This window comes from Balneola sp. (genome assembly GCA_002694685.1).
Lineage (GTDB): Bacteria > Bacteroidota > Rhodothermia > Balneolales > Balneolaceae > Gracilimonas.
In genome coordinates, this window is sequence record NZMW01000002.1 from 210,561 (window position 1) to 232,908 (window position 22,348).

At 41.0% G+C, this 22,348-nt stretch carries 18 protein-coding genes; 10 read left to right on the forward strand and 8 right to left on the reverse strand.

What is annotated here, in order from left to right:
• Position 1: 1 nt before the first annotated feature.
• The 3 genes from CL667_04795 to CL667_04805 all read right to left on the reverse strand — a co-directional run bounded on the left by CL667_04795 (position 2) and on the right by CL667_04805 (position 3,077).
• Positions 2-1,447 carry a chromosomal replication initiator protein DnaA gene (locus CL667_04795; protein MAL17010.1) on the reverse strand — a complete coding sequence of 482 codons (1,446 nt, stop codon included), beginning with the start codon at positions 1,445-1,447 and terminating at the stop codon, positions 2-4.
• A gap of 376 nt (positions 1,448-1,823) precedes the next feature.
• Positions 1,824-2,687 (reverse strand): protein-(glutamine-N5) methyltransferase, release factor-specific, encoded by an 864-nt coding sequence (prmC, locus tag CL667_04800; protein MAL17011.1) that lies wholly within the window; start codon positions 2,685-2,687, stop codon positions 1,824-1,826.
• Positions 2,688-2,690: 3 nt separating this feature from the next.
• Positions 2,691-3,077, reverse strand: coding sequence for a hypothetical protein (locus tag CL667_04805; GenBank protein ID MAL17012.1), 387 nt, complete (start codon positions 3,075-3,077; stop codon positions 2,691-2,693).
• Positions 3,078-3,236: 159 nt separating this feature from the next.
• On the opposite strand from CL667_04805, the gene CL667_04810 reads away from it, so the two are divergent.
• Positions 3,237-4,082 (forward strand): hypothetical protein, encoded by an 846-nt coding sequence (locus tag CL667_04810; GenBank protein MAL17013.1) that lies wholly within the window; start codon positions 3,237-3,239, stop codon positions 4,080-4,082.
• A 5-nt stretch (positions 4,083-4,087) separates the two neighbouring features.
• On the opposite strand, the gene CL667_04815 is transcribed toward CL667_04810, so the two are convergent.
• Complete coding sequence (locus tag CL667_04815) at positions 4,088-4,777, reverse strand: hypothetical protein (protein MAL17014.1); 690 nt, start codon at positions 4,775-4,777, stop codon at positions 4,088-4,090.
• A 135-nt stretch (positions 4,778-4,912) separates the two neighbouring features.
• On the opposite strand from CL667_04815, the gene CL667_04820 reads away from it, so the two are divergent.
• The 6 genes from CL667_04820 (at position 4,913) to CL667_04845 (ending at position 13,703) form a co-directional block, all read left to right on the forward strand.
• Positions 4,913-6,199, forward strand: a complete 1,287-nt coding sequence (locus CL667_04820; protein ID MAL17015.1) for a phosphopyruvate hydratase — start codon at positions 4,913-4,915, stop codon at positions 6,197-6,199.
• Positions 6,200-6,275: 76 nt separating this feature from the next.
• Positions 6,276-7,274: a hypothetical protein gene (locus CL667_04825; GenBank protein MAL17016.1), complete on the forward strand. Its 999-nt coding sequence runs from the start codon at positions 6,276-6,278 to the stop codon at positions 7,272-7,274.
• 232 nt (positions 7,275-7,506) lie between these two features.
• Positions 7,507-11,076, forward strand: coding sequence for a hypothetical protein (locus CL667_04830; GenBank protein ID MAL17017.1), 3,570 nt, complete (start codon positions 7,507-7,509; stop codon positions 11,074-11,076).
• A gap of 158 nt (positions 11,077-11,234) precedes the next feature.
• The gene (locus CL667_04835) at positions 11,235-12,368 is read left to right on the forward strand and encodes a DNA replication and repair protein RecF (GenBank protein MAL17018.1); all 1,134 of its coding nucleotides are present in this window, start codon (positions 11,235-11,237) and stop codon (positions 12,366-12,368) included.
• A complete protein-coding gene (locus tag CL667_04840) occupies positions 12,365-12,658 on the forward strand; it encodes a hypothetical protein (protein MAL17019.1) in 294 nt (97 codons plus the stop codon). Before CL667_04835 ends, CL667_04840 begins: the two co-directional genes overlap by 4 nt.
• 34 nt (positions 12,659-12,692) lie before the next feature.
• Positions 12,693-13,703 (forward strand): hypothetical protein, encoded by a 1,011-nt coding sequence (locus CL667_04845; GenBank protein MAL17020.1) that lies wholly within the window; start codon positions 12,693-12,695, stop codon positions 13,701-13,703.
• 358 nt (positions 13,704-14,061) lie between these two features.
• On the opposite strand, the gene CL667_04850 is transcribed toward CL667_04845, so the two are convergent.
• Together CL667_04850 and CL667_04855 are read right to left on the reverse strand one after the other, a co-directional pair.
• Entirely contained in the window at positions 14,062-14,838 is a 777-nt protein-coding gene (locus CL667_04850) for a short-chain dehydrogenase (protein MAL17021.1), read from the reverse strand.
• Positions 14,839-14,902: 64 nt separating this feature from the next.
• Entirely contained in the window at positions 14,903-17,269 is a 2,367-nt protein-coding gene (locus CL667_04855; protein ID MAL17022.1) for a TonB-dependent receptor, read from the reverse strand.
• Between the two features lie 197 nt (positions 17,270-17,466).
• On the opposite strand from CL667_04855, the gene CL667_04860 reads away from it, so the two are divergent.
• Both CL667_04860 and CL667_04865 read left to right on the forward strand, forming a co-directional pair.
• Positions 17,467-17,721 carry a hypothetical protein gene (locus tag CL667_04860; protein MAL17023.1) on the forward strand — a complete coding sequence of 85 codons (255 nt, stop codon included), beginning with the start codon at positions 17,467-17,469 and terminating at the stop codon, positions 17,719-17,721.
• A 174-nt stretch (positions 17,722-17,895) separates the two neighbouring features.
• Positions 17,896-18,636 carry a carbonic anhydrase gene (locus CL667_04865; protein ID MAL17024.1) on the forward strand — a complete coding sequence of 247 codons (741 nt, stop codon included), beginning with the start codon at positions 17,896-17,898 and terminating at the stop codon, positions 18,634-18,636.
• Positions 18,637-18,689: 53 nt separating this feature from the next.
• On the opposite strand, the gene CL667_04870 is transcribed toward CL667_04865, so the two are convergent.
• Both CL667_04870 and CL667_04875 read right to left on the reverse strand, forming a co-directional pair.
• Complete coding sequence (locus CL667_04870; GenBank protein ID MAL17025.1) at positions 18,690-19,193, reverse strand: hypothetical protein; 504 nt, start codon at positions 19,191-19,193, stop codon at positions 18,690-18,692.
• A gap of 105 nt (positions 19,194-19,298) precedes the next feature.
• Positions 19,299-20,255 (reverse strand): sodium:proton exchanger, encoded by a 957-nt coding sequence (locus tag CL667_04875; protein MAL17026.1) that lies wholly within the window; start codon positions 20,253-20,255, stop codon positions 19,299-19,301.
• A gap of 168 nt (positions 20,256-20,423) precedes the next feature.
• Here CL667_04875 and typA point away from each other — a divergent pair, with 168 nt between their 5' ends.
• Positions 20,424-22,244: a translational GTPase TypA gene (gene typA, locus CL667_04880; GenBank protein ID MAL17027.1), complete on the forward strand. Its 1,821-nt coding sequence runs from the start codon at positions 20,424-20,426 to the stop codon at positions 22,242-22,244.
• The last annotated feature ends 104 nt before the right edge of the window (positions 22,245-22,348 follow it).

Here is a 22,348-nt window from a genome sequence, read left to right on the forward strand (position 1 = left end):
ATTACAAGCTTGCGACTTCGATACGCTGATGAAGTTCTTCAACCATGCGCTTGTGCTTTGCACTGGTAGAAATGCGCTCTTCAACCGTTGAAATGGCATGAATTACGGTAGAATGATCTCGCCCGCCAAAATGTAGTCCAATAGTCTTTAAGCTAGACTTGGTGAATTTTTTGGAGAGATACATCGCGATTTGTCTCGCTTCAACGATTTCCTGCTTCCGGGTTTTCTCACGGACTTTATTGGTATCAATACCAAAGTAATCACACACATAATTTTGGATCGACTCAATGGAGATCTGTGTGTTGGAATCTTTGACCATGTCTTTGAGCACTCGCTTGGCCATAGCTAAATCAATGTCATCGATACTTTGTAGTGAAGCGTGTGCTAAAAGTTTGATGATAGCCCCTTCTAAATCCCGAACATTAGATTTGAAGTTATGAGCGATGAACTCAATAATTTGTGGGTCAATTTCTATGCCGTTGTCATTCGCTTTGCGTTCAAGGATAGCATAGCGGGTTTCATATTCAGGCATTTTAAGGTCAGCACTAAGTCCCCAACCAAAGCGGGATATAAGCCGTTCTTCGATATCAGGAACGTCCTTAGGAGCGCGATCACTGCTTAGAATAATCTGTTTGCCGTCTTGGTGAAGTGCGTTAAAAATGTGGAAGAATTCTTCCTGAGTTTTTTCTTTTCCGCTGAAGAACTGAATGTCATCTACCATCAACACATCAATGTTTCGATAGAACATGGAGAACTCACTGGCTCGGTTATTCCGAATAGAGTGAACAAACTCATTCGTAAAAGCCTCGGAAGATATATATAGTACTGATTTCTCATCCCCGAACTTCTCTTTAATCTTGTTACCAATACTTTGAACCAAGTGAGTTTTTCCTAAACCTGTTGGTCCATATACAAAAAATGGATTGAAGGAATTACTTCCGGGGTTATCAGCAATTGCCATGGCGGCGGATCGGGCGAGTCGGTTACAGTCACCTTCAATAAAGCGCTCAAAAACATAATTGTTGTTTAAGTTCGAATCTATCTTGGTCTTTCTGATCCCCGGTATTACAAATGGATTTTCAATTCGTTCAGGGTGGTACTCAGGATATCCACTCGACTCTTGAGGTTGTACAGGACCCATTGGTCTTTGGGGCATTCTCACTGAGCGATTATGCTCAAACTGATCCGACTTTTCCATAACAATGGAATACTCCAATTTACCTTCAGGTCCAAGAACTTTGGCGAGCGTAGAGCGCAGCATATTATAATAGTGCTCTTCCAACCATTCGTACCAAAACTGGCTGGGTACCTGAACAGTAAGAGTTCCATCTTTAAGGGATACTGGTTTGATAGGCTCAAACCATGACTTATACTTTTGGTAGCTAATGTTATCCTTAATAATATCTAGGCACTTTTCCCATGCCGATTCAACCGAAAGCTCGTGCAATTTCCCTTATCCCCCTAGAGGTAAATACTTATTGTTCTTAGATCAAATCAAAACCAGTTATCCACAGAAAAAAACAATATTCCCGATTTTGAACTGCTGAGAAAATGCCAATTTATTGAACACTTGTCAAACCTACTTTAGGGCGTTTTCAAAAAGTTATCCACATTCACTTATAACTTTTAAAAGACTGCGCGCCAGTGACTTATGACTTTATCCAAATAATTCTAAAATTCTACTTGACAGCGCGTAACATTGCCTTAACAAGGAAATGCCCTTTTTTTAATGGGATTAAAATACAGGGAAAATATTTTTCCACAAGTTTTCCACATTTTTATTCCACATCATAGGGTTGACTTCTTCAATAAAAAAAATCACCCTAGTCAAGTTTTTTTGCTAATAAAAACCTTGGCTTATTACCGTAGTCATTTTTTAAGTTTACCTCCCAATTATTATTCAAATATAGCTCCTGCACTTCCTGAGCGGTATCTTCATGAAGCTCTAAAAATAAAGCTCCATTTTTGGACAGTAATTGTGTACTTAATTTCTCTATAGCTCCGTACATTTTTTGGGTAGAATCACAGAATAAAGCTTCCTCCGGTTCGTAGTTTTTAACCTCTTGGTCAAGATTAGATTTTTCTGAAGGAAGGATGTATGGAGGGTTGGATATGATGAGATTGAATTTGGAGTCAGAAAAATGAGAAGGCTGGAATAAGTCATCCTTAGCAAACTCAACATCTACTTCATTATATGATGCGTTCTTTCTCGCAATCTCTAAAGCTGTATCTGAAACATCAGAACCATAGAGGCTCCAATTTGGTCTTGAGTTTTTTAAAGCGATAGGAATACAGCCGGAACCTGTTCCAACATCTAAAACAGTAAGCTCTGTTTCTTTGGGATATAGTTCAAGAATCCAGGCAACAAGTTCTTCGGTCTCTTGCCTCGGTATTAGTACACCGGGCTCAACTTTGATGTGAACATGGTGAAAGTCGGTTTCACCGGTTATGTATTGAAGAGGTTCGTGAAGAGAGCGGCGTTTAACTTTTGGGCGTAATTCATCCAGTTCGGCAGTGGAAAGAGGGCGGTCGTATTCCAGGTAAAGATCCAGTCGTTTAATGGATAGTACATCTGCAAGGAGCCACTCGATACTCATTCGTGGTGACTTTACGTTTTTTTCTTCAAAAAACTTAGTCGCCCACTCCAACATGCTAAGAACCGTCCATACGGAAGGAACTTTTGGCATGAATTATTCTTCCTCGGCTTGCTTTGGGGGCTGTTCTTCCTGAAGCGTTAAGCCATGACGTTTAGAGAAATCCAGAATAAAATCAATAACGTTAGATTCAACGTTACGCTCTTCGGAAAGTGAACTGCCTCTGAAACCCATGCGTCCACCAGTCTTTTTAAGAACAATTTTATTATGCTTGCCTAAGCTTTCAACAATACAAGTAAGTGTAACACTTGAGTTAATCTGTTTTTCATATTCTTCATAAACGGCTACATAAATCGTTTCTGAAGAACCCTCAGGTGAATATTCGTATAGAAATTTAGGCGGATGCTCTTTGAACATTTTAGAAGACATTCTGCGTAGCGTTGCAGTTGGCCCAAATACAAAATAAGTTGTGTGTGAATTCATGCTTTGTAGCTTGAATTAATTATTTTAAAGGAATGTTTAATAGATCGAAAATTTGTGCTGAAAATAACAGGTTATTGCTTTAAGGCAATAAGAAAATGAATAAAATTTCGTTTTAGTTGCAGATAATGTACTTAAAACGCTCATAAACCCGATTTTTTAATGAAAAATTTGATCACGTATACTCTATTATTTCTGCTTATTGGAGTGTCGCACCCAGTTATTGCACAATTTGGAGAGCCTCAGGTGCAAAAAAAGGAAGTCCCGAGAAACCTATTTGACGAAGGATATAAAACTGGTTTTGGTATTAACCTCTCTCTGAGTGATTTTGGGTTTGGCGCTGGAGGACAATTTAGATTCGGCTTAAACTCTTACTCTGAAGCACTCATCTCTTTGAAGATTTTAGGACTCAAAGATCCTACAGAACAAACCTTCATTGACTACTACTTTGGTTTTAAGACCGTGCCTGAAAAGTACCAGCGGGTAGTGGCATTTCCGTTACATATTGGTTTGAAGAAAAGATTTTTTGCAGAAGACATTTCTGATAATTTTCGGGTATTCAGTTCTTTGAGTGTAGGACCTACTTTTGCTTTATCGTACGCCTACTTTAATGACAGTTCTGAAAACGGGTTCAGAGAAAATGACGCAGCTATTTATGGTTATTCAGAACGAATTAATGATGTATTCTCAGGCTTTGATGAATCTGAAACTCATTGGGGTTTAGGCGGGGAATTTGTGATAGGAGTAGATTTCGGTGAAAACTTCTCAAACTTGTCAACCATTCAGTTTGGATATTCAATGAACTACTTTGCCGATGGAATTCAGGTGTTAGAACCTTGTCAGCCTGATTTAAGCAGAATAGGGATGGCTCCAACAAATCCATGTGGATTGGGATCAACCCAAGTTCAGGTTGGCCCTGACTCTTTTGCACCTCTTGAAAAAGCTAATGACCCGAGGAAGTATTTTGGTACCGCTCAAATCAGCTTCATCTTTGGCTGGATGTGGTAATTTTATTAATTACTCACCTGAGAAAACCATTCTTCCGGATTAGCTAAGCTATCAAGAATAACGTCGGGATTATGTTCAGCCAATTCATCCCGGGTATATGTACCAGTGGTAACAGCTACACATTTCATGCCTGATTTCTTAGCACAAATTACATCCCGCGGGGTATCACCTAAAACTATAAACCGTGAAGGATCGGGAGAAAAATTATATAGTCTCTCAACCTCATCTAGTGCAATTTTTGGAAGTTTATTCCGGTCTTTTTCAAACTCACCGAAAGCACCAAAAGAAAAATCTCTGCTTATATCTGCCGCTTTAAGTTTGACCTGTGCAGCCTGCGGATAATTTCCGGTTAGAAGGCCACAAATGAAATCACCCTCAAAAAAAAACTCTAAGGCTTCTTCAATATGCTCGATGCGATTCACGTATTCTTTTTTAGTCAGCAGTACATTTTCCATGTATTCCAGATACCGTGATTTGTATTCCTTATACAAGGATTCATCAAAATCATGGTGAACTAAAAAAGAGTTAAAAATATCATGATCGGTTCTGCCGGAAAAAGAATCCTTCTCCATATCCGGATAATGAATTTCGAGTTCATCTAAGATTCTTCTAAGATGGCTTCGGGTGTGTTTACTGTCAACAGAAAGGAGTGTGCCGTCAATATCAAAAAGAATAACCCAGGGATGTGGTGTCAAAGCAGAATAAGTTTTAAATGTTTATCAAATCTTCAACAAAGTTACAAAACTTCAGGCGAAATGGCTTTAAGTACATGTTAAATCGCAGTACCTTTCAGCAATCAATCTCACTAACTACAAATCGGAGAAATTATAATGAGTTTTATTGAAGACGTTCATGCAAGACAGGTCATCGACTCACGGGGGAATCCCACTGTTGAAGTGGATGTAACTTTAGAAACAGGTACCGTTGGCCGTGCCGCTGTTCCATCAGGAGCTTCTACAGGTGAACACGAAGCTGTTGAACTACGCGATGGGGATAAAGACTACTACCTCGGCAAAAGCGTGCTTAAAGCCGTTGAGAATGTGAATACAACAATTGCGGACGAATTCCGTGGTCGATCTGTTTTTAATCAAGTTGCCTTAGATGATCTGCTGCTTGAATTAGATGGAACTCCGAACAAAGCCAAGCTGGGAGCTAATGCAATTTTAGGTGTCTCAATGGCATGTGCTAAAGCTGCGGCTGAAGATTTGGGAATGCCTTTATGGAGATATGTTGGTGGCGTGAATGCCAAAGTGATGCCGCTCCCAATGATGAATATTATTAACGGTGGCTCACATGCTGATAACAGTGTTGACCTTCAGGAATTTATGATTATGCCTGCCGGAGCTGAATCTTTCAGCAAAGCACTGCAGGTTGGAGCCGAAGTATTTCATAACCTGAAGAAAGTTCTTTCTGACAAAGGATATAGTACAGCAGTTGGCGATGAAGGTGGATTTGCTCCGAACCTGAAATCAAATGAAGAAGCTGTTGAAGTTATTTTAACCGCGATCGAGAAAGCAGGATATGTTCCTGAAGAAGATGTATTGATTGCACTGGATCCTGCTGCATCAGAATTCTACAATTCTGAAACCGGTTTATATGAATTTAAGTGGAGTGACGGTTCTAAAAAAGATACCGATGCCATGGTTGAATTCTGGAGCACATGGGTAGATAAATATCCAATTATTTCCATCGAAGATGGTCTGGCAGAAGATGATTGGGATGCATGGAAAAAGCTAACAGAGGCTGTAGGCGATAAAGTACAGCTTGTTGGTGATGACCTTTTTGTAACCAACACCAAGCGTCTGGCTACTGGAATTGAGCGTGGTATTGCCAACTCCATCCTTATCAAAGTGAACCAAATCGGTACCATCACAGAAACACTGGATGCGATTGAGATGGCACATAAAAATGGATATACTGCTGTTATCTCTCACCGATCAGGAGAAACGGAAGATGTAACAATTGCAGATCTTGCGGTAGCTACAAATGCAGGTCAAATTAAAACAGGTTCTATGAGCCGAACTGACCGAATCGCCAAATACAATCAGTTGATTCGCATTGAAGAGCAACTGGGCGACTCTGCTATTTTCTTAGGGCATGACGCTTTTGGATTATAAAAGCATAAGTCTTTAAGCTTCCAAAGCCATCACATTTTGTGATGGCTTTTTTTATGCCCTTTTATTAAATGTGGGTATGGAAATCATATTTTTTCTTATCGGAAGCTTCGTGCTCTTTCTCGGGGCTTACCTGATATTTGATCACATCAGGTATGTACGTATCGCTTTGGAGACGACTGGAAAAGTAACAGGATTTAAAGTCAAAGAAGGCTCGAAGGGAAACAAGACCTACCAACCTGTTGTTGAAAGTTACTTTGGTGATTTCACGGGTCGGTATGGTTCCGGGCGTCCGCAATATCAAATCGGAGAGACGGTAGAAGTAATTTATATATCAGGTAAAACGCCACGCCTCAAATCAAACATGCCTTATTTTGTAGGGGTATTTTTGATGGTTTTCGGAGGGATTTTCTGCTCTGTGTTCCTGGCTATGTTTAATTTTTCAATATGGAATGTCCTGTACTCTTTGGGTGTATTTGTGCTGATTGCTTTGTCGTTCCGAAGGGTTTTGAAGTCTAAAGGAATCGATTCTGTGGATGAGTTTACCGAGGTTTTAAAAAGCAATCAGAAGGAAGAGATAGACGAGAAAGAAATAATAAGAGAGCCTGCCAGGATGCAGGAAGTGAGTACGAATCAAAAAGGGGACTTGAAGATTATCGGTCCAATATTCACCCTTGTTGGCCTTGGTGTTGTTGCTTTGGGAATATATCTGGGGGTTGAACGCTACCATTTTCTAGAAACAGCAGTACCGGCATCAGGTGTAGTTGTAGATCTTGAGGAAAGAAGCAGTGATGATGGCTATACCTACTACCCAATTGTTGAATATTCGCCTGCAGGCACTTTTAAAGCAATCAGGTTTACCCATGATGTTGGTAGTAGCCCTCCCTCTTACAGAAGAGGAGAACATGTAGAGGTTTTGCATCAGCCCGATAATCCAAATGAAGCCATCATCGATAAAGGAATATTCAATTGGGCCATTTCCATCTTTGTGATTCTATTCGGGCTCTTGTTTGCTTCTGCAGGAGTAGGCGCTTCAATTTCAGCCTTCAGAAGAAAAAGAAAGCTGAAATCGGTTTAGATAGTATTCAAGAATACATTGCTGAAATTTACAGCCATACTTGAAAAATATTTAAGCGATAATGTTGAGTCATTATTATGCCAAAGGTGTTTGGTAAATAGAAAAGTAAAAGCTAATCGTTCGAAGGCAAACAATAAGATTTCGTCAAGAAAGGGCGGATTTTTCTACCGATTGTTTTTAGGAAATTAGGCTATATTAAGGTAACAGAAGTTCCTAATAAGCCTTTTTAGAAATGAACATCAGCATATCATCTCGCTTCAAATTATTCTGGGTAAATACTCTATTCTTCTTTATCACTGTTGGGTCTGGCTTTGGTCAGGTCGTTATAAACGAGCTGGTTTCCAGTAACTCAGGAGGAATCGCTGATGAAGATGGAGACAACCCTGATTGGGTTGAATTCTATAATTCCGGTTCGGAGGCTGTAGATTTAACCGGATACGGAGTTTCTGATGATCCCGAAAATTTATTCAAATGGGAGATGCCCGAAGTAATTATTGAACCCGGATCTTATCACCTGGTTTATGCTTCCGATAAAGACCGAAAAGGCTATAGTGCTTTCTGGGAAACAATCATCCGAGAAAATGATGAAACTAAATATCTGATTCCTACATCTATCGTAAGTAACTCTTGGGTAGATGTGGATTTCAATGATGAAAGCTGGGAAAATGGACCTTTTGGAATTGGTTTTGGAGATGGGGATGACGCCACCGAGATTCCATCAGGTACTATGTCTGTATTTTCAAGAACGCCGTTTACGATCAGCGATACTGAAAATATAAGTCGGATGCTATTGCACATAGATTTCGATGACGGGTATGTAGCTTATTTAAACGGGGAGGAAGTTTCACGCCAAAATATAGAAGGAGTTGCACCATTAGCATTTGATGCCGGCTCTTCTACTTTTCTAGAACCAATATTGGCTAAAGGCGGTGAACTGGAACCTATTTCCCTTGATGATTATAAAAGTCTGCTCCAGCCTGGAGAGAATGTTTTAGCCATACAGGTGCATAATTTTAATACCGGATCATCCGACCTTTCTCTGATTCCATTTTTAAGCTTGGCGTATGTGAATCCTCCTGATAATTCCAGAGGAGTTGCTACCGAAACTAAACTTGACGCTTTTGAGATCGCTTATCCCCATACAAATTTTAAAATCAGTTCATCTGGAGAAACTGTGTTTTTAACGAGTCCGGAGGGAAGTGTAGTAGATCAGGTTGAAGTCCCGGAACTGTTAGCCGGAGAATCGTATGGCCGGAATGGTGAAGCAGAAAATGGCTGGGGAATTTTTACTTCGCCAAGTCCTATGGAAGAAAATTCAGGTGAATTTTTTCAGGCTCGGACTGCGGTCCCTAGTTTATCAAAGTCAGGAGGATTTTACTCATCAAGTGTAGAGGTAGCATTAGGCTCTGATCCTGGCGGAGATGTTTACTATACAACAAACGGGTCTGTTCCTACAACTTCATCGCGCGTGCTGATATCCCCGATATCAATAAGTGAAACAACTACAATTCGCCTAAGAGCGGTAGAGGATGGCAAAATTCCAAGCGAGGTAGTTACCGAAACGTTCATCATTGATCGGACCCATGACCTTCCTGTTATCTCAGTAGTAACGGACCCGGATAATCTTTGGAGTGATGACTCCGGGATTTATGTGCAAGGCACGAATGGTATAACAGGAAATTGCAGCAACGGACCTGCAAACTGGAATCAGGATTGGGAGATCCCTATCCATATAGAGCTGTTTGATGAGCAGGGAAATCGTGCATTTGGTGAAAATGCAGGGGCCAGAATGTTTGGTGGATGCAGCCGTACTCAGCCACAGAAATCACTGTCTGTTTTTTTTAGAGGTGATTACGGCACTCCCGAACTAGAGTACCCTTTGTTCAGGGAAAAAGAAATTGAAACGTTTGAGTCTATAGTTTTGAGGAATTCAGGAAACGATTTCAATAACACTCAGTTTCGAGATGCACTCATGAAAACATTGATTGAAGGGCTGGAAATTGATTACCAAGCCTACGAACCTGCAGTGATGTACATCAATGGGGAATACTGGGGCATTCAGAATATCAGAGAAAAGATCAATGAGCATTTCATAGCTTCAAATCACGATGTAGATATTGATGATATTGATTTGATTGAAAATAATGGCGAAGCCAAACATGGCGGAACCGAAGCTTACAACGAGTTTATGAATGCCCTTCAGAATGCGAATATGCAATCTCAGGCTGATTATGAAGAAGTTGCAGAGCAGGTAGAATTGGAGAGCTACATCGACTATATGGTTGCTCAAACCTTCTTTTCTAACACTGATTGGCCCGGCAATAATCTGAGATACTGGAGAGAACGGAAGAATGGTGCCCAATGGAGGTGGATCATTTATGACACTGATTTTGGTTTTAGTATGTACGGACAAAATTACGAACAAAACATGCTTCAATTTGCAACGGACCCCAATGGTCCCGGTTGGCCAAATCCATCCTGGTCCACTTATATGTTTAGGAAATTCCTTGAAAACGATTCATTCCAACATGAATTTATAAACCGTTATGCTGATTTGTTGAATTATTCATTCAGCGCGCCAATTATAAATTCAGTCATTGATTCACTGTCTGAGCAAATCGAAAACGAGATGGCAGCGCATCAGCAGAGGTGGGGTGGCTCTATCGATAATTGGAACAATAACGTTCAGGTGCTGCGGGAATTTGCAGATCGCCGTGAAGGCTTTGTGGAATCCCATATCACTTCATTCTTTGGGGTTGGTGAAAGAAACATTGTGAGGGTAAATGTGTCGGGAGATGAGCAGGGTGTAGTTCGGGTTAATCGACTCCAGCCAAGTTCATACCCTTGGAATGGGAAGTATTTTCAGGATGTGCCCATAAAGCTTAAAGCCATTCCTAAACCTGGATACAAGTTTGTAGGATGGACGGGAGATATCAGTTCTTCTGAGCGGACGATTGAGGTTCAGTCAAATCAAGCGCCTTCAGTTACAGCACAGTTTGAGGAGAGTACGGTTAATAACACAGATATTGTTATCAACGAAATAATGTACAACGCCGAAGATGAAAATGATCCTCAGGATTGGGTTGAATTGTACAACAAATCGGTTGGCGAGATAAATATTGGGGGGTGGGTTTTAAAAGACGAAGATGATACTCACGAGTTCGAGTTTCCCGAAAATACTATTATTAGTGGGGGAGGGCATCTCGTAGTCACCCAGAGTAAAGCTGATTTTGAGGCTGTTTACAGCAGCCTGAGTTTGGGAGAATCATTACTGGGAGATATGGATTTTGGCCTTGCAGGTGGAAGTGATCAGGTTCGGATTTTTGATCAGTCCGGCGCTTTGGTTGATCAAGTTGAATATGATGATGAGGCTCCATGGCCGGAAGAAGCAGACGGCACGGGATATACCCTTGAACTGAGAAGTGCTGATTCAGATAATGCCTTGCCCGAAAGCTGGGCTGTTTCTACTGCTTATGGCGGTACTCCGGGTTCTAAAAATGGAGTAAGTGTGGCTAATGAGAAAGGAGATGAATTGCCAAGTGATGTATCACTCTCTCAAAACTATCCCAACCCATTTAACCCCGTGACCACCATTAAATTTGAGCTGGCAGAGAATGCTAATATCCGCCTAAGTATCGTTGATGTAATTGGGCGGGAAGTTTCAGTATTAAAAGAGGGCTTTTTGAAAGCCGGAGCCTACTCAGAAGTTTGGAATGCATCTACATTTTCGAGCGGAATTTATATGTACCGATTAGATGTAAATGGCACATCTTATATCAGAAAAATGATCCTCGCAAAGTAGATCAAAAAATATTTTGTAAGGAATGGGTTTGAAATCGCTCTAACTTAGTACATACTTAAATTACGGTAACTTTTTGAGCCGACTTTTTTAGCAAAAGTCGGCTCTTTTTATGGGAAATGGGTCTGCTTAAAACATTCAGAATGCGTACCATGTAGCGTATGCGAAATACTCACACAGAACTCACAAATTTTAGAAACCACCTGAGCACAAAGGTGGACTGGGCGCCGAACCTCAACGTAATTACAGGCCCGAATGGTTCAGGCAAAACAAGCCTGATTGATGCCATCCATTATCTGTGTATGTCTCGAAGTTTTGTGTCCAATACCGACATGTATGTGGTTAATCAGGATGAGAGTTACTTTATGATTAATGGCCATTTTGAAGGTCAGATTCGTTCTGAGTTTGATGTAGCTTGTTCATACTCCAGAGGAGACGGGAAGAAGATTTTCGTAAATGATTCACCACTTGAACGCCTTTCTGATTTAATTGGAATGGTACCAGTTGTAACTCTAACTCCGGATGATAAGAAGCTAACGCTGGAAGGACCTGCAGAGCGGCGTTCGTTTATCGATTCTTTCATAAGCCAGATTTCGCCCGCCTATCTCCGTGATTTGATTGAGTACCGGAAAGTCAGAAAACAGCGGAACTCGCTATTGCAGGAGTACCGTGGCCCGGTTTCAGTGTTGGAGGCGTATTTAGAACCATGGAATGTCCAGCTCGTGGAAGTTGGCTCACGAATTGTAGCAAAGCGCCATGAAGTACTCGAGAACCTGAAAGAGTATCTCGCCAAAGATTATGCGATGGTATCGGGAATGGACTTGACCACAAATTTAGAGTACCAGACCTTCTGCGAACCCAGTACGGATGTTAAAGCTATTGAGAAAGAGTATTATGAACAGCTGGAAAAAGTTCAGCCCAAAGAAATAGATAGGGAGTACACTTCAGTAGGTCCACACAGGGATGAGGTTATTTTTTATCTGGATGAATTTGAACTTCGCCGGTTTGGTTCACAAGGGCAGCACCGTTTGTTCAAGCTGTCTTTGAAACTGGCTCAGCTGCATTATTACTCAGATGAGCTGGACGATCTCCCTATACTGATGCTGGATGATGTATTCGGTGATTTAGATCTTAAAAAAACCGAAATTTTACTCGATGCACTTCAACAACATAAAGGTCAAATATTTATAACTTCAGCAAATCCCATTCCCTTTGAAGATTATGTTGACTTTGATGGGGTGAATAATCGTTTTTATGAAGTGAAAGATGGAAAAATAACCGAGGTTAGAAAATGAGATTCGATCCGCCCAAATCCCTGAGTTCTGTTCTAGAAGATTTTCTGGAGAAATTTCCCCAGAAAAAGAAATTGAAGCAGGGGATGATTTTATCTGCTTTTGAAGATATTGTTGGTAAAAGGATGGCATCTGAAGTGGAAGACCTCCATTTTGAGGGTAATAAACTGGTTATGCGCGTTAAGCATCCATCGTGGCGACACGAAATTCATGGAAATCGATTTAGTATTGCCAAAAAGCTGAACTCAAAAGTGAAAGGTGATGTAATCGGAGATATCATTGTTCGCAGCTAGTTGACTAACCTTAATCCTGCATCTATATTCGGCTATGGCTGAAATCACAGATAACGAAATTGTGAAACGCATTAAGAACTTTCTTATACCCGGAACCAAGCCCGGTGCTGAGGAAACGGAAGCGCGTTTTAACCGTCGTGAAAAAATCATTGTCTTTATCGCAGCTTATATCATGGCTGTTTCTCTGTGGTTTATTGTGAATTTGAACGGCAGCTTTAGCATTAATATCAACATTCCGGTGGAACCAGGAAATATTCCTGAAAGCATGGCGCTGACGGAAGACCTTCCTGAGTTTGTGCAAGTCGGGGTTTCAGGGGATGGATGGCAATTGCTTAATTTATACAACGACCCGCCGACTGTTGTCATCAATATCGAAGAAAGTGAGATCAATCTATTTGATCAGGTGCGCCAAAGGCTTAGTTATTTGCAGGATATAGATATTGCCAAAGTACAACCCCTATTGCTTTCCGTTAATATGGAGCCCAAGGTGTCTAAAAAAGTACCGGTTAAAATTAATACCGACATTACTTTTCAAAACCGATATGGATTGGTTGGAGAACCGGTATTTAGTCCGGACAGCATTACAGTAACCGGGGCTCAATCCAAAATTAGTGACATCACTGAATGGGAAGTTCAGGATACGCTGAAGCTTTCAGGTGTAAGAGAAGATATTTCTACCGTATTAGGTCTGGAAGATTCTGAGGGAGTGATTGAGCTCTCGGAAACACAGATCTCATATGAAGCAAACGTGTCTGAATTTACGGAGGGCGAAACTACGGTTTATATAAGAACCCGAGGTCTTCCGAGAGGGCAAAATGTGAACTACAATCCTTCGTCTGTTACCATCAAGTTCGATGTTCCCATTGAGCAGTTTGCTGAAGTAGAGAAGGTCAGACCTTATGAAGTTTATGTACCGTATTCAAAAATACTGGAAGACGAAACCGGTTTTGTAACGCCGGACATTGAGCAAACAGCTGAGCAGTTTCAGCTTCGGCTCCGAAGTTTTCAGCCTAAAGCCGTAGCCTACTTCACGGTGTTGAATTAGAGGGTTAGTAAGGACTAAATCCCAAGCTCCAAATTCCAATGACCAAAATTGCATTTTGAATCCGTGTCATTCTGAACGCAGGGGATGCGGAGTGGAGAACCTTTGCCACGAAATGTTTACCAATTGGTTTGTGGCAAAGATCCTTCGCACAGCACATCCCAACTCTAATTCAACATACCTTCGCTCAGGATGACCTTGTACCTCGCTCCGCACGCTCTGCGTCGGAGCGGTTGATTACGAGCTTGTACTCCATTCTGAAAGCGTCGGATGTGGGATAAAGATGTTATGTAATTCGAGGACAACAATACTCAACATCGACAAGGATGAGCTTAGAAAAAGCGCGGTTATTTTGAGTAGCTCACCCAAAAAGCCCCTGAATATTTCCACCATCGTGGCTAATGGTCTGTCCAGTCACATAACCGGAATGAGGGGATAACAACCAAGCCGCCAACGAAGCAAATTCTTCACCGGTCCCCATTCTTCCTACAGGAATACTTTTCTCGAGTTCAGCTTTAACCTCATCAAAACTCTTTCCAGAGTCCTCAGCCCTTTTCTTAATAACACGGTCAATAGCAGGGGTTTCGTGTGATCCAGGTGCTATAATATTTACGGTGATTCCTGTTTCTGCAATCTCAAGGGCAAGGGTTTTGGCAAAGCCGGCTACAGCTGCACGAAATGCATTACTTAATACCAAAGAAGGAATGGGTTGTTTTATAGACTGACTTTCAACAAATAAAATTCGACCATACTGTTCTTTTTTGAAGTGAGGAATAAGTCTCTTTGTAAGATCTACTTTCCAGCGAAGTACAGACTGATAAGCTTCATCCCATTGATCTAGCGTAGTTTCCATAGCTGAAAGAGCAGGAGGTCCACCGGCATTAATTAAAACACCATGAATTTGTTGTCCTGAAATTAAGGATTCAATTTCGGTTAACGTTAGTTGGTCTGATAAGTCCCCAACCACTTTTTCTACTTTGTCAGGATGTGAACTCTTCAATTCATCCAGCTTTTCTTCTCTGCGGGCAACAGCTATAATATGAGCTCCTTCGTGAAGCAGCCGTTCTGCAACTGCCCGTCCAAACCCACTTGAAGCCCCACAGATTAGAAAGTGATTTTCGGCTATTTTAAGATCCATGGTAGTATGTATGGTTTACTATTGAAATTCGGATGAGCTGTAATATGTGTTGAAACTGGAAATATCAAAAATTAAGCACAAGACCAATTGAGGGCAAGACACTGGCATCCTGAGTCAAATCAACACGAACCAAATTTCTGGGCGTAATAATTTCGCCATTCTCATTTCTATCTAATCCATAGCGCGGTTCGGAAGGGCCGGTTTGGGCAAGTACATTTTGAATTTCAAGAAATACATCGAGACTAACATTCGTAAAGCTCCACTTCTTGTCAATTCTGATGTCTAGTTGACTAAAGGGATCAAGGCGAACAGAGCCCAATTGGTTGTAGTCTAAAATAACTGCCGGATAATTGTCTAACGTGGCTTCCTGATCGACCGGCGCATATGGGGCTTTCCCAAGGTAACGGTACCGTCCGCTGACTTCCCAGTTATTGCCAAATTTGTAACCTCCCAGTAATGAGATAAGAACTCCATTATCCCAAACTGCCGGATCATAATCGTTGCCCAACAGATTAGTGAACTCACTTTTATAGAACGTAAAAGCTGTTACAGCATAAAACTTTCCGGTGAATTTTTGTTGGTATAAGAGCTCCACGCCATACGTTCTGCCTTTTCCTTGACTTATGACGGGCTCACTTCCAAAAACTTCAAAACCCCCGCCTTTATTAGCTAACGATACACTGTCGGTGGTGGATATTGGGTAGTCATCATACTTCTTGAAAAAACCCTCCACCGAAACTCTTGCAGATTTATTTATTAAATATTCGAGCCCTAATACGGCATGATCGCTTTGTATGTAGTCCGCATTTTTATTGGTGAAATTGCCATTATTATCCTTAAAGCCAAGTGTAGTGTAAGGCAGAATTTTATAATATCGGCCAACTGAGGCATTTGCTGTCCAGTTTTGATCTTCCGTAAGTTTATAGGAAATGGACGCTCGTGGACTTAGTGTTCTATAAAGTTCATTGCCCGTGTTGCTGAATGAATTACCATCGGCTCTTGCTCCCAAAGAAAATGTAAGTCGGTTGTTGAAAGCATTCGATGAGGCTTGAGCAAATATTCCATATCGGAAGAAATTGAGATCGGTTTCGAACTGTCGATTATTAACCAAGTCTTCAGTAGCATTTGAATAATCAGAGTTGATAAGCTGGAAACCTGTTGAATACGTCCAATTTCCCATAAATTTAGTAGCGTTATACCGAAGATGAGTTTCGGTCTCGCGGGATTCATTTTTAAGATAAAGCCCGGTTTCGTTCACGTTATCATCATAACGGAAAAAGCTGTTGCCCAGCGTATTATTGCTGATGACGGTTTCCATAAATCCGGAATTGTCTTTGAACTGTCGCTTCCAGCCAATCCCTGCAGTATTACTATTTTGGGTAATGACGGGGATTTGGTTTTGGGTGGCTTCCTGTTCGGGATCAAAGTCATCCAATTCATTTATAGCAAGATCATCAATCGAGCCAACACCTGTTAGGTAGATTCTATTATATCGGTCAATTTCGTGATTCACCTTATACTGATAATCCCAATAGTCCGGTAAAAAAGGCAGGCCAATTGCTTGAAAGAGTAGCTGTAAATACGAACGGCGGACAGATGCGATATATGTGGTTTTAGCCCGGTCTTCCTCCCCTTTAAAAAGCGGGCCTTCCACAGTGAGCGCAGCTTCACTTGAACCGACTCTTAGGTTCCCAGTAAATTCCTGTGAATTTCCATTTCGCTGGTTAAACTGAAGGATGCCGGAAAGTACGTTATCGTATTCAGCGCCAAACGAACTGGCCGTCAGTGTCACTCCCTCAAAAAAGGAGACATTGAGCAAGCCAACAGGGCCGCCTGCACTACCCTGTGTTGAAAAGTGATTGATGTTGGGAATTGGGACTCCATCAAGAAAATAGATATTCTCATTGGGAGCACCACCCCGAATAATTACATCATTTCTAAAGCCTCCGACTGATCCGGAAACACCGGGCAAAGATTGTACTACTTTTGCGATGTCATTATTTCCCCCCGGATAGGAAGCAATTTCTTCCTGACTGAATTTCTGAATAGAGAGGGGAGTTACTTCTTCTTTTTGAAATGGGTTTGGCGTTACGGTTACATCATCAAGTTCATTTACGTCTTCATTTAGCTGGAAATTAACGTCTGCATTACCTTCCGAACGTATTACCAGGTTAAACTTTGTCTGCGATACAAACCCAACATAAGAAGCTATGATATTGTACGAGTTGGCCGGGATATTTGAGATTCTGTATCGTCCATCTCTGTCAGTGGCATCGCCAAGGTTCGTGCCTTCCAAAATTACAGTTGCCCCAATCAAAGGTTCCCCGGTTTTAGCATCCGTAACAACACCTGCTATAGATCCGGTGGACTGTGCAAGAGATGTTTGGGCAGTGAAAATAAGATAGAAAAACAGTAAAATTGATAATCGCATTGACAAAATTTTTTAAAAAATTAAACGCTGGTTTCATAACTTAGTAGCAGCTTGAAAACGTTCCTGCTCTTGACATTAGAGAAATTTTGAAGATTGTATTTTTTTGGGAACGCTTTATTAAACGGCAGAGTTAGGTGGTAAAATTATATATCATGACAACCCAAAAGCCATACATATTGCTGGTAGTATTTTCGACAATGTTGTTTTTAACATTTTCGATGATGCATGAATTCGATTGGTTAATACCAGCGAATCCGGCCACCGTTATGGCTTCCGGACCTTCCATACCTACACCTGACATTGTAGAAGAACCAGGGAGCGAAGATGAGATTGAGCATGAACTGGGATATACAGTTATTTCCTATTCCGATAAAAAGTTTTTAGCGAATCCATTTCTTACCCTTCGGCTGTTTACATCTCAGGTTTTAACGCCTCCACCAGACTTGGCCTGAATACCCGTCTAAAATCGCCGTCAATCTTTAGAATTATAGCTTCCGGTATTGTATTAACGTACCTATAAATAAGAGTACGCAACACAATCCGTGCTTATAATTACTTAGGAAAGGATAAGGTTTTTTTGATCCTTTTGATGGCTTTCAAATATCCAATAAGAATAATTCAGGACCATGAAAACCATAGATCTTTTAAGAAATTTATTACCCATAGCAATTTTAGCTTTTGCTATTACAGCATGTACAAATAACGAAAACCAACAAGACAGAACGATGGAAGAAAACCTTTTCGGTGATGTAATGACAAGTGAAACTCGGGATGCATTAACTCCTGAGGAGATCTTACAAAGCATGAAAGAAGGAAACGAGCGTTTTGTAAATAATGACCTTACTCCAAGAGATTACCAGGCTCAGGTAAAAGGCACAGCAAAAGGGCAATATCCAGAAGCGATTGTTCTTGCTTGTGTAGATAGCCGGGTTCCGGTTGAAAATGTTTTTGACAAGGGTGTTGGAGATATCTTTGTAGCACGTGTGGCTGGGAACTTCGTTAATGAAGACATCCTTGGAAGTGCCGAATTTGCAACTGCTGTTGCAGGTTCTAAAGTAGTAGTAGTGCTTGGGCATAAAAGCTGCGGTGCTGTTAAAGCTGCTATCGACGGAGTAGAAATGGGAAACATCACTGCAATGCTTGAAAAGATTAAGCCTGCTGTTGAAATGACCGAAAACTATGATGGTGACCGATCAACCGGTAACGATGATTACGTGACCGAGGTCGTCAACAATAATGTAAAACACACTATTGAAGAGATGAGAGAGAATAGCTCTATAATTGCAGAGCTTGAAAGAAACGGCGATGTGGTAATTGCCGGCGCCTTCTATGATTTAGAAACAGGGAAAGTTACGTTTCTGGATTAATAGAATTATAACCTCAGAGAAAAGGGAGGGCAGCGATGCCCTCCTTTTTTTATTTAGAGATTTTTTCTGCACTTCTTAATTAGCTTCAGTGCCCAATCATAGTGACTTGATGTGGAAGAAATCAGATATGCCCCCAGCGATGTTGATCCGGTCCACGAATATCTTTCCTTGTCAAAGAGCTCTTCATTTGTGTGTTTATTAATAATGCTTTGAAGGTTGGAAAAAGACGTTCTTAGTAAAGACTCAACTTCAGTCAATGGAGTACTACTGAATTTCTTTTGAATCTCATGATTCAGTTCAGAAGTCATTTTCCATGTATAACCCTTTGCTGGCATCTCAGGCTTTTTGCCACTCATACCTATCTCATACCAATTCAGCATCATTAAATGCCATTCATGAAGGTGGGCTAGTATATCGCGTATGTTGCGATTTAGAGTTCCGGGTGGAAATTCTTGGTTTCGCTCTTCTTCTGAAAGGGTAGAAATATACCCTAATAGCCTTGAAAAATTCTCATTACTAAGCTCTTCTAACTCTTGTTTTGACTTTGGTCGTGGCATAATCCAAGAATTTTAGCATAAAAAGTTATTCCAATATGTAGAAATATGATGTAGATGATGTGAAGGGTATTATCTTAACTTGCGCCGACCAGAGAAGTGCTATTATCAAAGTCCGTTAGATATAAGAAAAATGGTGTAGCCAATAAAGATCACTAACAGAACGCCAGCTTCCCATCGGTCTAACTTTTTTTTCTCTCCTGTAAACATCGCGATAAATAAGAATAATGTTCCGGCAGCGAGTAAATATAGTTCAGAATTAAACGAAGGATTGTATTGAATAGGATTGACCAATGAGCTTATTCCAAGGATCAGAAAGATATTGAAGATATTTGAGCCGATAATATTGCCAACCGCAATGTCTACATTCTTTCTAGTTGCGGCTACAATAGATGTGGCGAGCTCTGGTAGGGAAGTACCTGCAGCGATGATCGTCAAGCCAATGATTTTCTCACTTACTTCCAAAGCAGTTGCAATTTCGATAGCGTTATTGACAACCAATCGCCCACCAATAACCAATCCTGCCAGTCCAACTATAATAAAGCCCCAGATTTTTAGCTGGGAATAGGTTTTGCTTTCTGAAGGGACTTCGGAAGGATCAGAAGAAAGCTGTTTGTATACGTAATACAAGAAACTTACAAACAACGTGAGAAAGATGAATCCGTCAAAACGGGAAACGCTGAAGGAATCTGCAGCCCAAAAGTCATTGGCTAGAATATATAAAAGGATGGCAGCGAAAAGAGAAAGGGGTATTTCCTTCCAAACAGTACTCGACTGCACAACAAGGGGAGTGATTAAGCCGGAGATACCAAGTATAACAAGCAGATTGAAATTATTACTGCCTATTATGTTAGCAAACACAATTTCATGGTGCCCCTGAATACTGCTCATCACATTTACCACGAGTTCCGGAGCGGAGGTCCCAAAGGCTACAATTGTTAACCCAATGGCCAGGTCAGATACATTGAACTTTTTAGCTAAAGATGAAGCCCCGTCAACCAGCCAATCTGCTCCTTTGATTAGTAGGAGGAGTCCAAAAATGAGCCAAAGTATAGATGATATCATAAAAGAATTAAATGATGCTTTTAGGTTAAAACAATTCTCAATTAATTAATACGGATTTGACCAAAATAGCCGTATCTTTAAGGCTTGCAACTTTTCTGTAAACATAGTGGAGTAACACTTCACAAGTTGTATTCAAGAAGAGAATTTCATTCCAAATATCCCAAATTAATGTCACAAGATTTAAGAAATATCGCCATCATCGCCCACGTAGATCATGGCAAAACCACGCTCGTAGATCAAATTCTAAAACAGAGCGGTACTTTCAGAGAGAACCAGCAGGTTGAAGACCGGGTTATGGATTCCGGCGATTTAGAGAAAGAACGCGGGATTACCATCAGTTCAAAAAATACCGCTGTTAAGTGGAAAGACACAAAAATTAATATTGTGGATACTCCTGGTCACGCTGATTTTGGTGGTGAGGTTGAACGTATTCTGAAAATGGTTAACGGGGTTATACTATTAGTGGATGCAGCTGAAGGTCCGCTTCCTCAAACGAAATTTGTACTTAGGAAATCACTAAGTCTTGGTTTCCAACCAATTGTTGTCATCAATAAGATTGACAGAAAGGATGCACGTCCCGATGCAGTATTAGATGAAATTTTTGATCTATTTGTGATGCTGGATGCTTCCAACGAACAGCTCGATTTTCCTGTACTATATGCCATTGCTAAAGATGGTATTGCCAAAGAAGAGTTGGAAGACGACAATGATAATCTTTCTCCATTGTTGGATAAGATTGTAGAGCATGTGCCAGCTCCTGAGCAAGACATTGAATCAAAATTCAAAATGCTGGTTAGCAGCATCGATTGGAATGACTACGTTGGACGAATTGCGGTCGGAAGAATTGAGCAAGGGACCATCAAAATCAATCAGGAAGTAGCATTGATGGATGGAAAGGGAAAAGTTAAAGAAAAAGCCCGTGCCACCAAGCTATTCACTTTTAATGGACTTCAGCGTGAACCGGTGGAGAATGCACAAGCTGGAGATATCATTGCTTTAGCTGGGTATGAGGAAGTTAATATCGGGGACACACTAACCGATACTTCTGATATGAAACCACTCGAGTATGTGGATCTTGATCAGCCTACCATTGCAATGTACTTTCGGGTAAACAATTCGCCTTTTGCCGGAAAAGAAGGGGATTACGTAACCTCTAATCAAATGAAAGATCGGCTATATCGTGAGACCCGAACAAATGTAGCAATGCGAGTAGAGCCAACAGAGAGTCCGGACATCTATAAAGTTTCGGGACGTGGTGAACTCCAAATGGCCATTCTTATTGAAACAATGCGTCGTGAGGGATTCGAATTTTCAGTATCCCGTCCTGAAGTATTATTTAAAGAAGTGGACGGCGTTACACACGAGCCGGTTGAAGAAGTAGTAGTAGACGTGCAAACAGATTTCAGTAACCGTGTTATTGACAACCTCCAAAAGCGAAAAGGTATCATGACTTCCATGAGCCAGGAAGGAGAGAATAACCGAATTCAGTTTAGAGTTCCTTCCCGTGGTTTGATTGGTTTCCGTGGCGAAATGCTTACCGAAACCCGTGGTACTGGAATTATGCACCAGCAGTTTGATGGCTACGAGCCTTACGCCGGAGAAATTCCCGGACGTACCCGTGGTGCATTAATTGCACTGGAGCAGGGTGATGTAACGGGATATGCCCTTGAAGGAGTACAGGATAGAGGTGAGTTCTTTGTAGAGCCCGGTGATCCAGTTTATATGGGCCAGGTTGTTGGAGTGAATAAGCGTAGCGATGATATGGTCGTTAACGTAGTTAAGAAGAAAAACCTGACTAACCACCGTGCCACTCAAACAGCTGATTCAGTAAAAATCAGTCAAGCTAAGAAGCTGAGCCTTGAGCAATGCATAGAATTTATTGACAATGATGAGCTACTTGAAGTAACGCCAAAAGCTCTGCGAATCCGTAAAACGTATCTTGACCATAACGACCGAAAGAGAGCTGAAAAGCAGAAGGCGGGAGTTTAGTAGTATTTAGATGTTAGTAGTGAGACATGAGATAAAAGATGTGTTAGGGTACAGAAGTTAAATCTTACACCTATCATCTTAAATCTATCATCTCATATCTCACT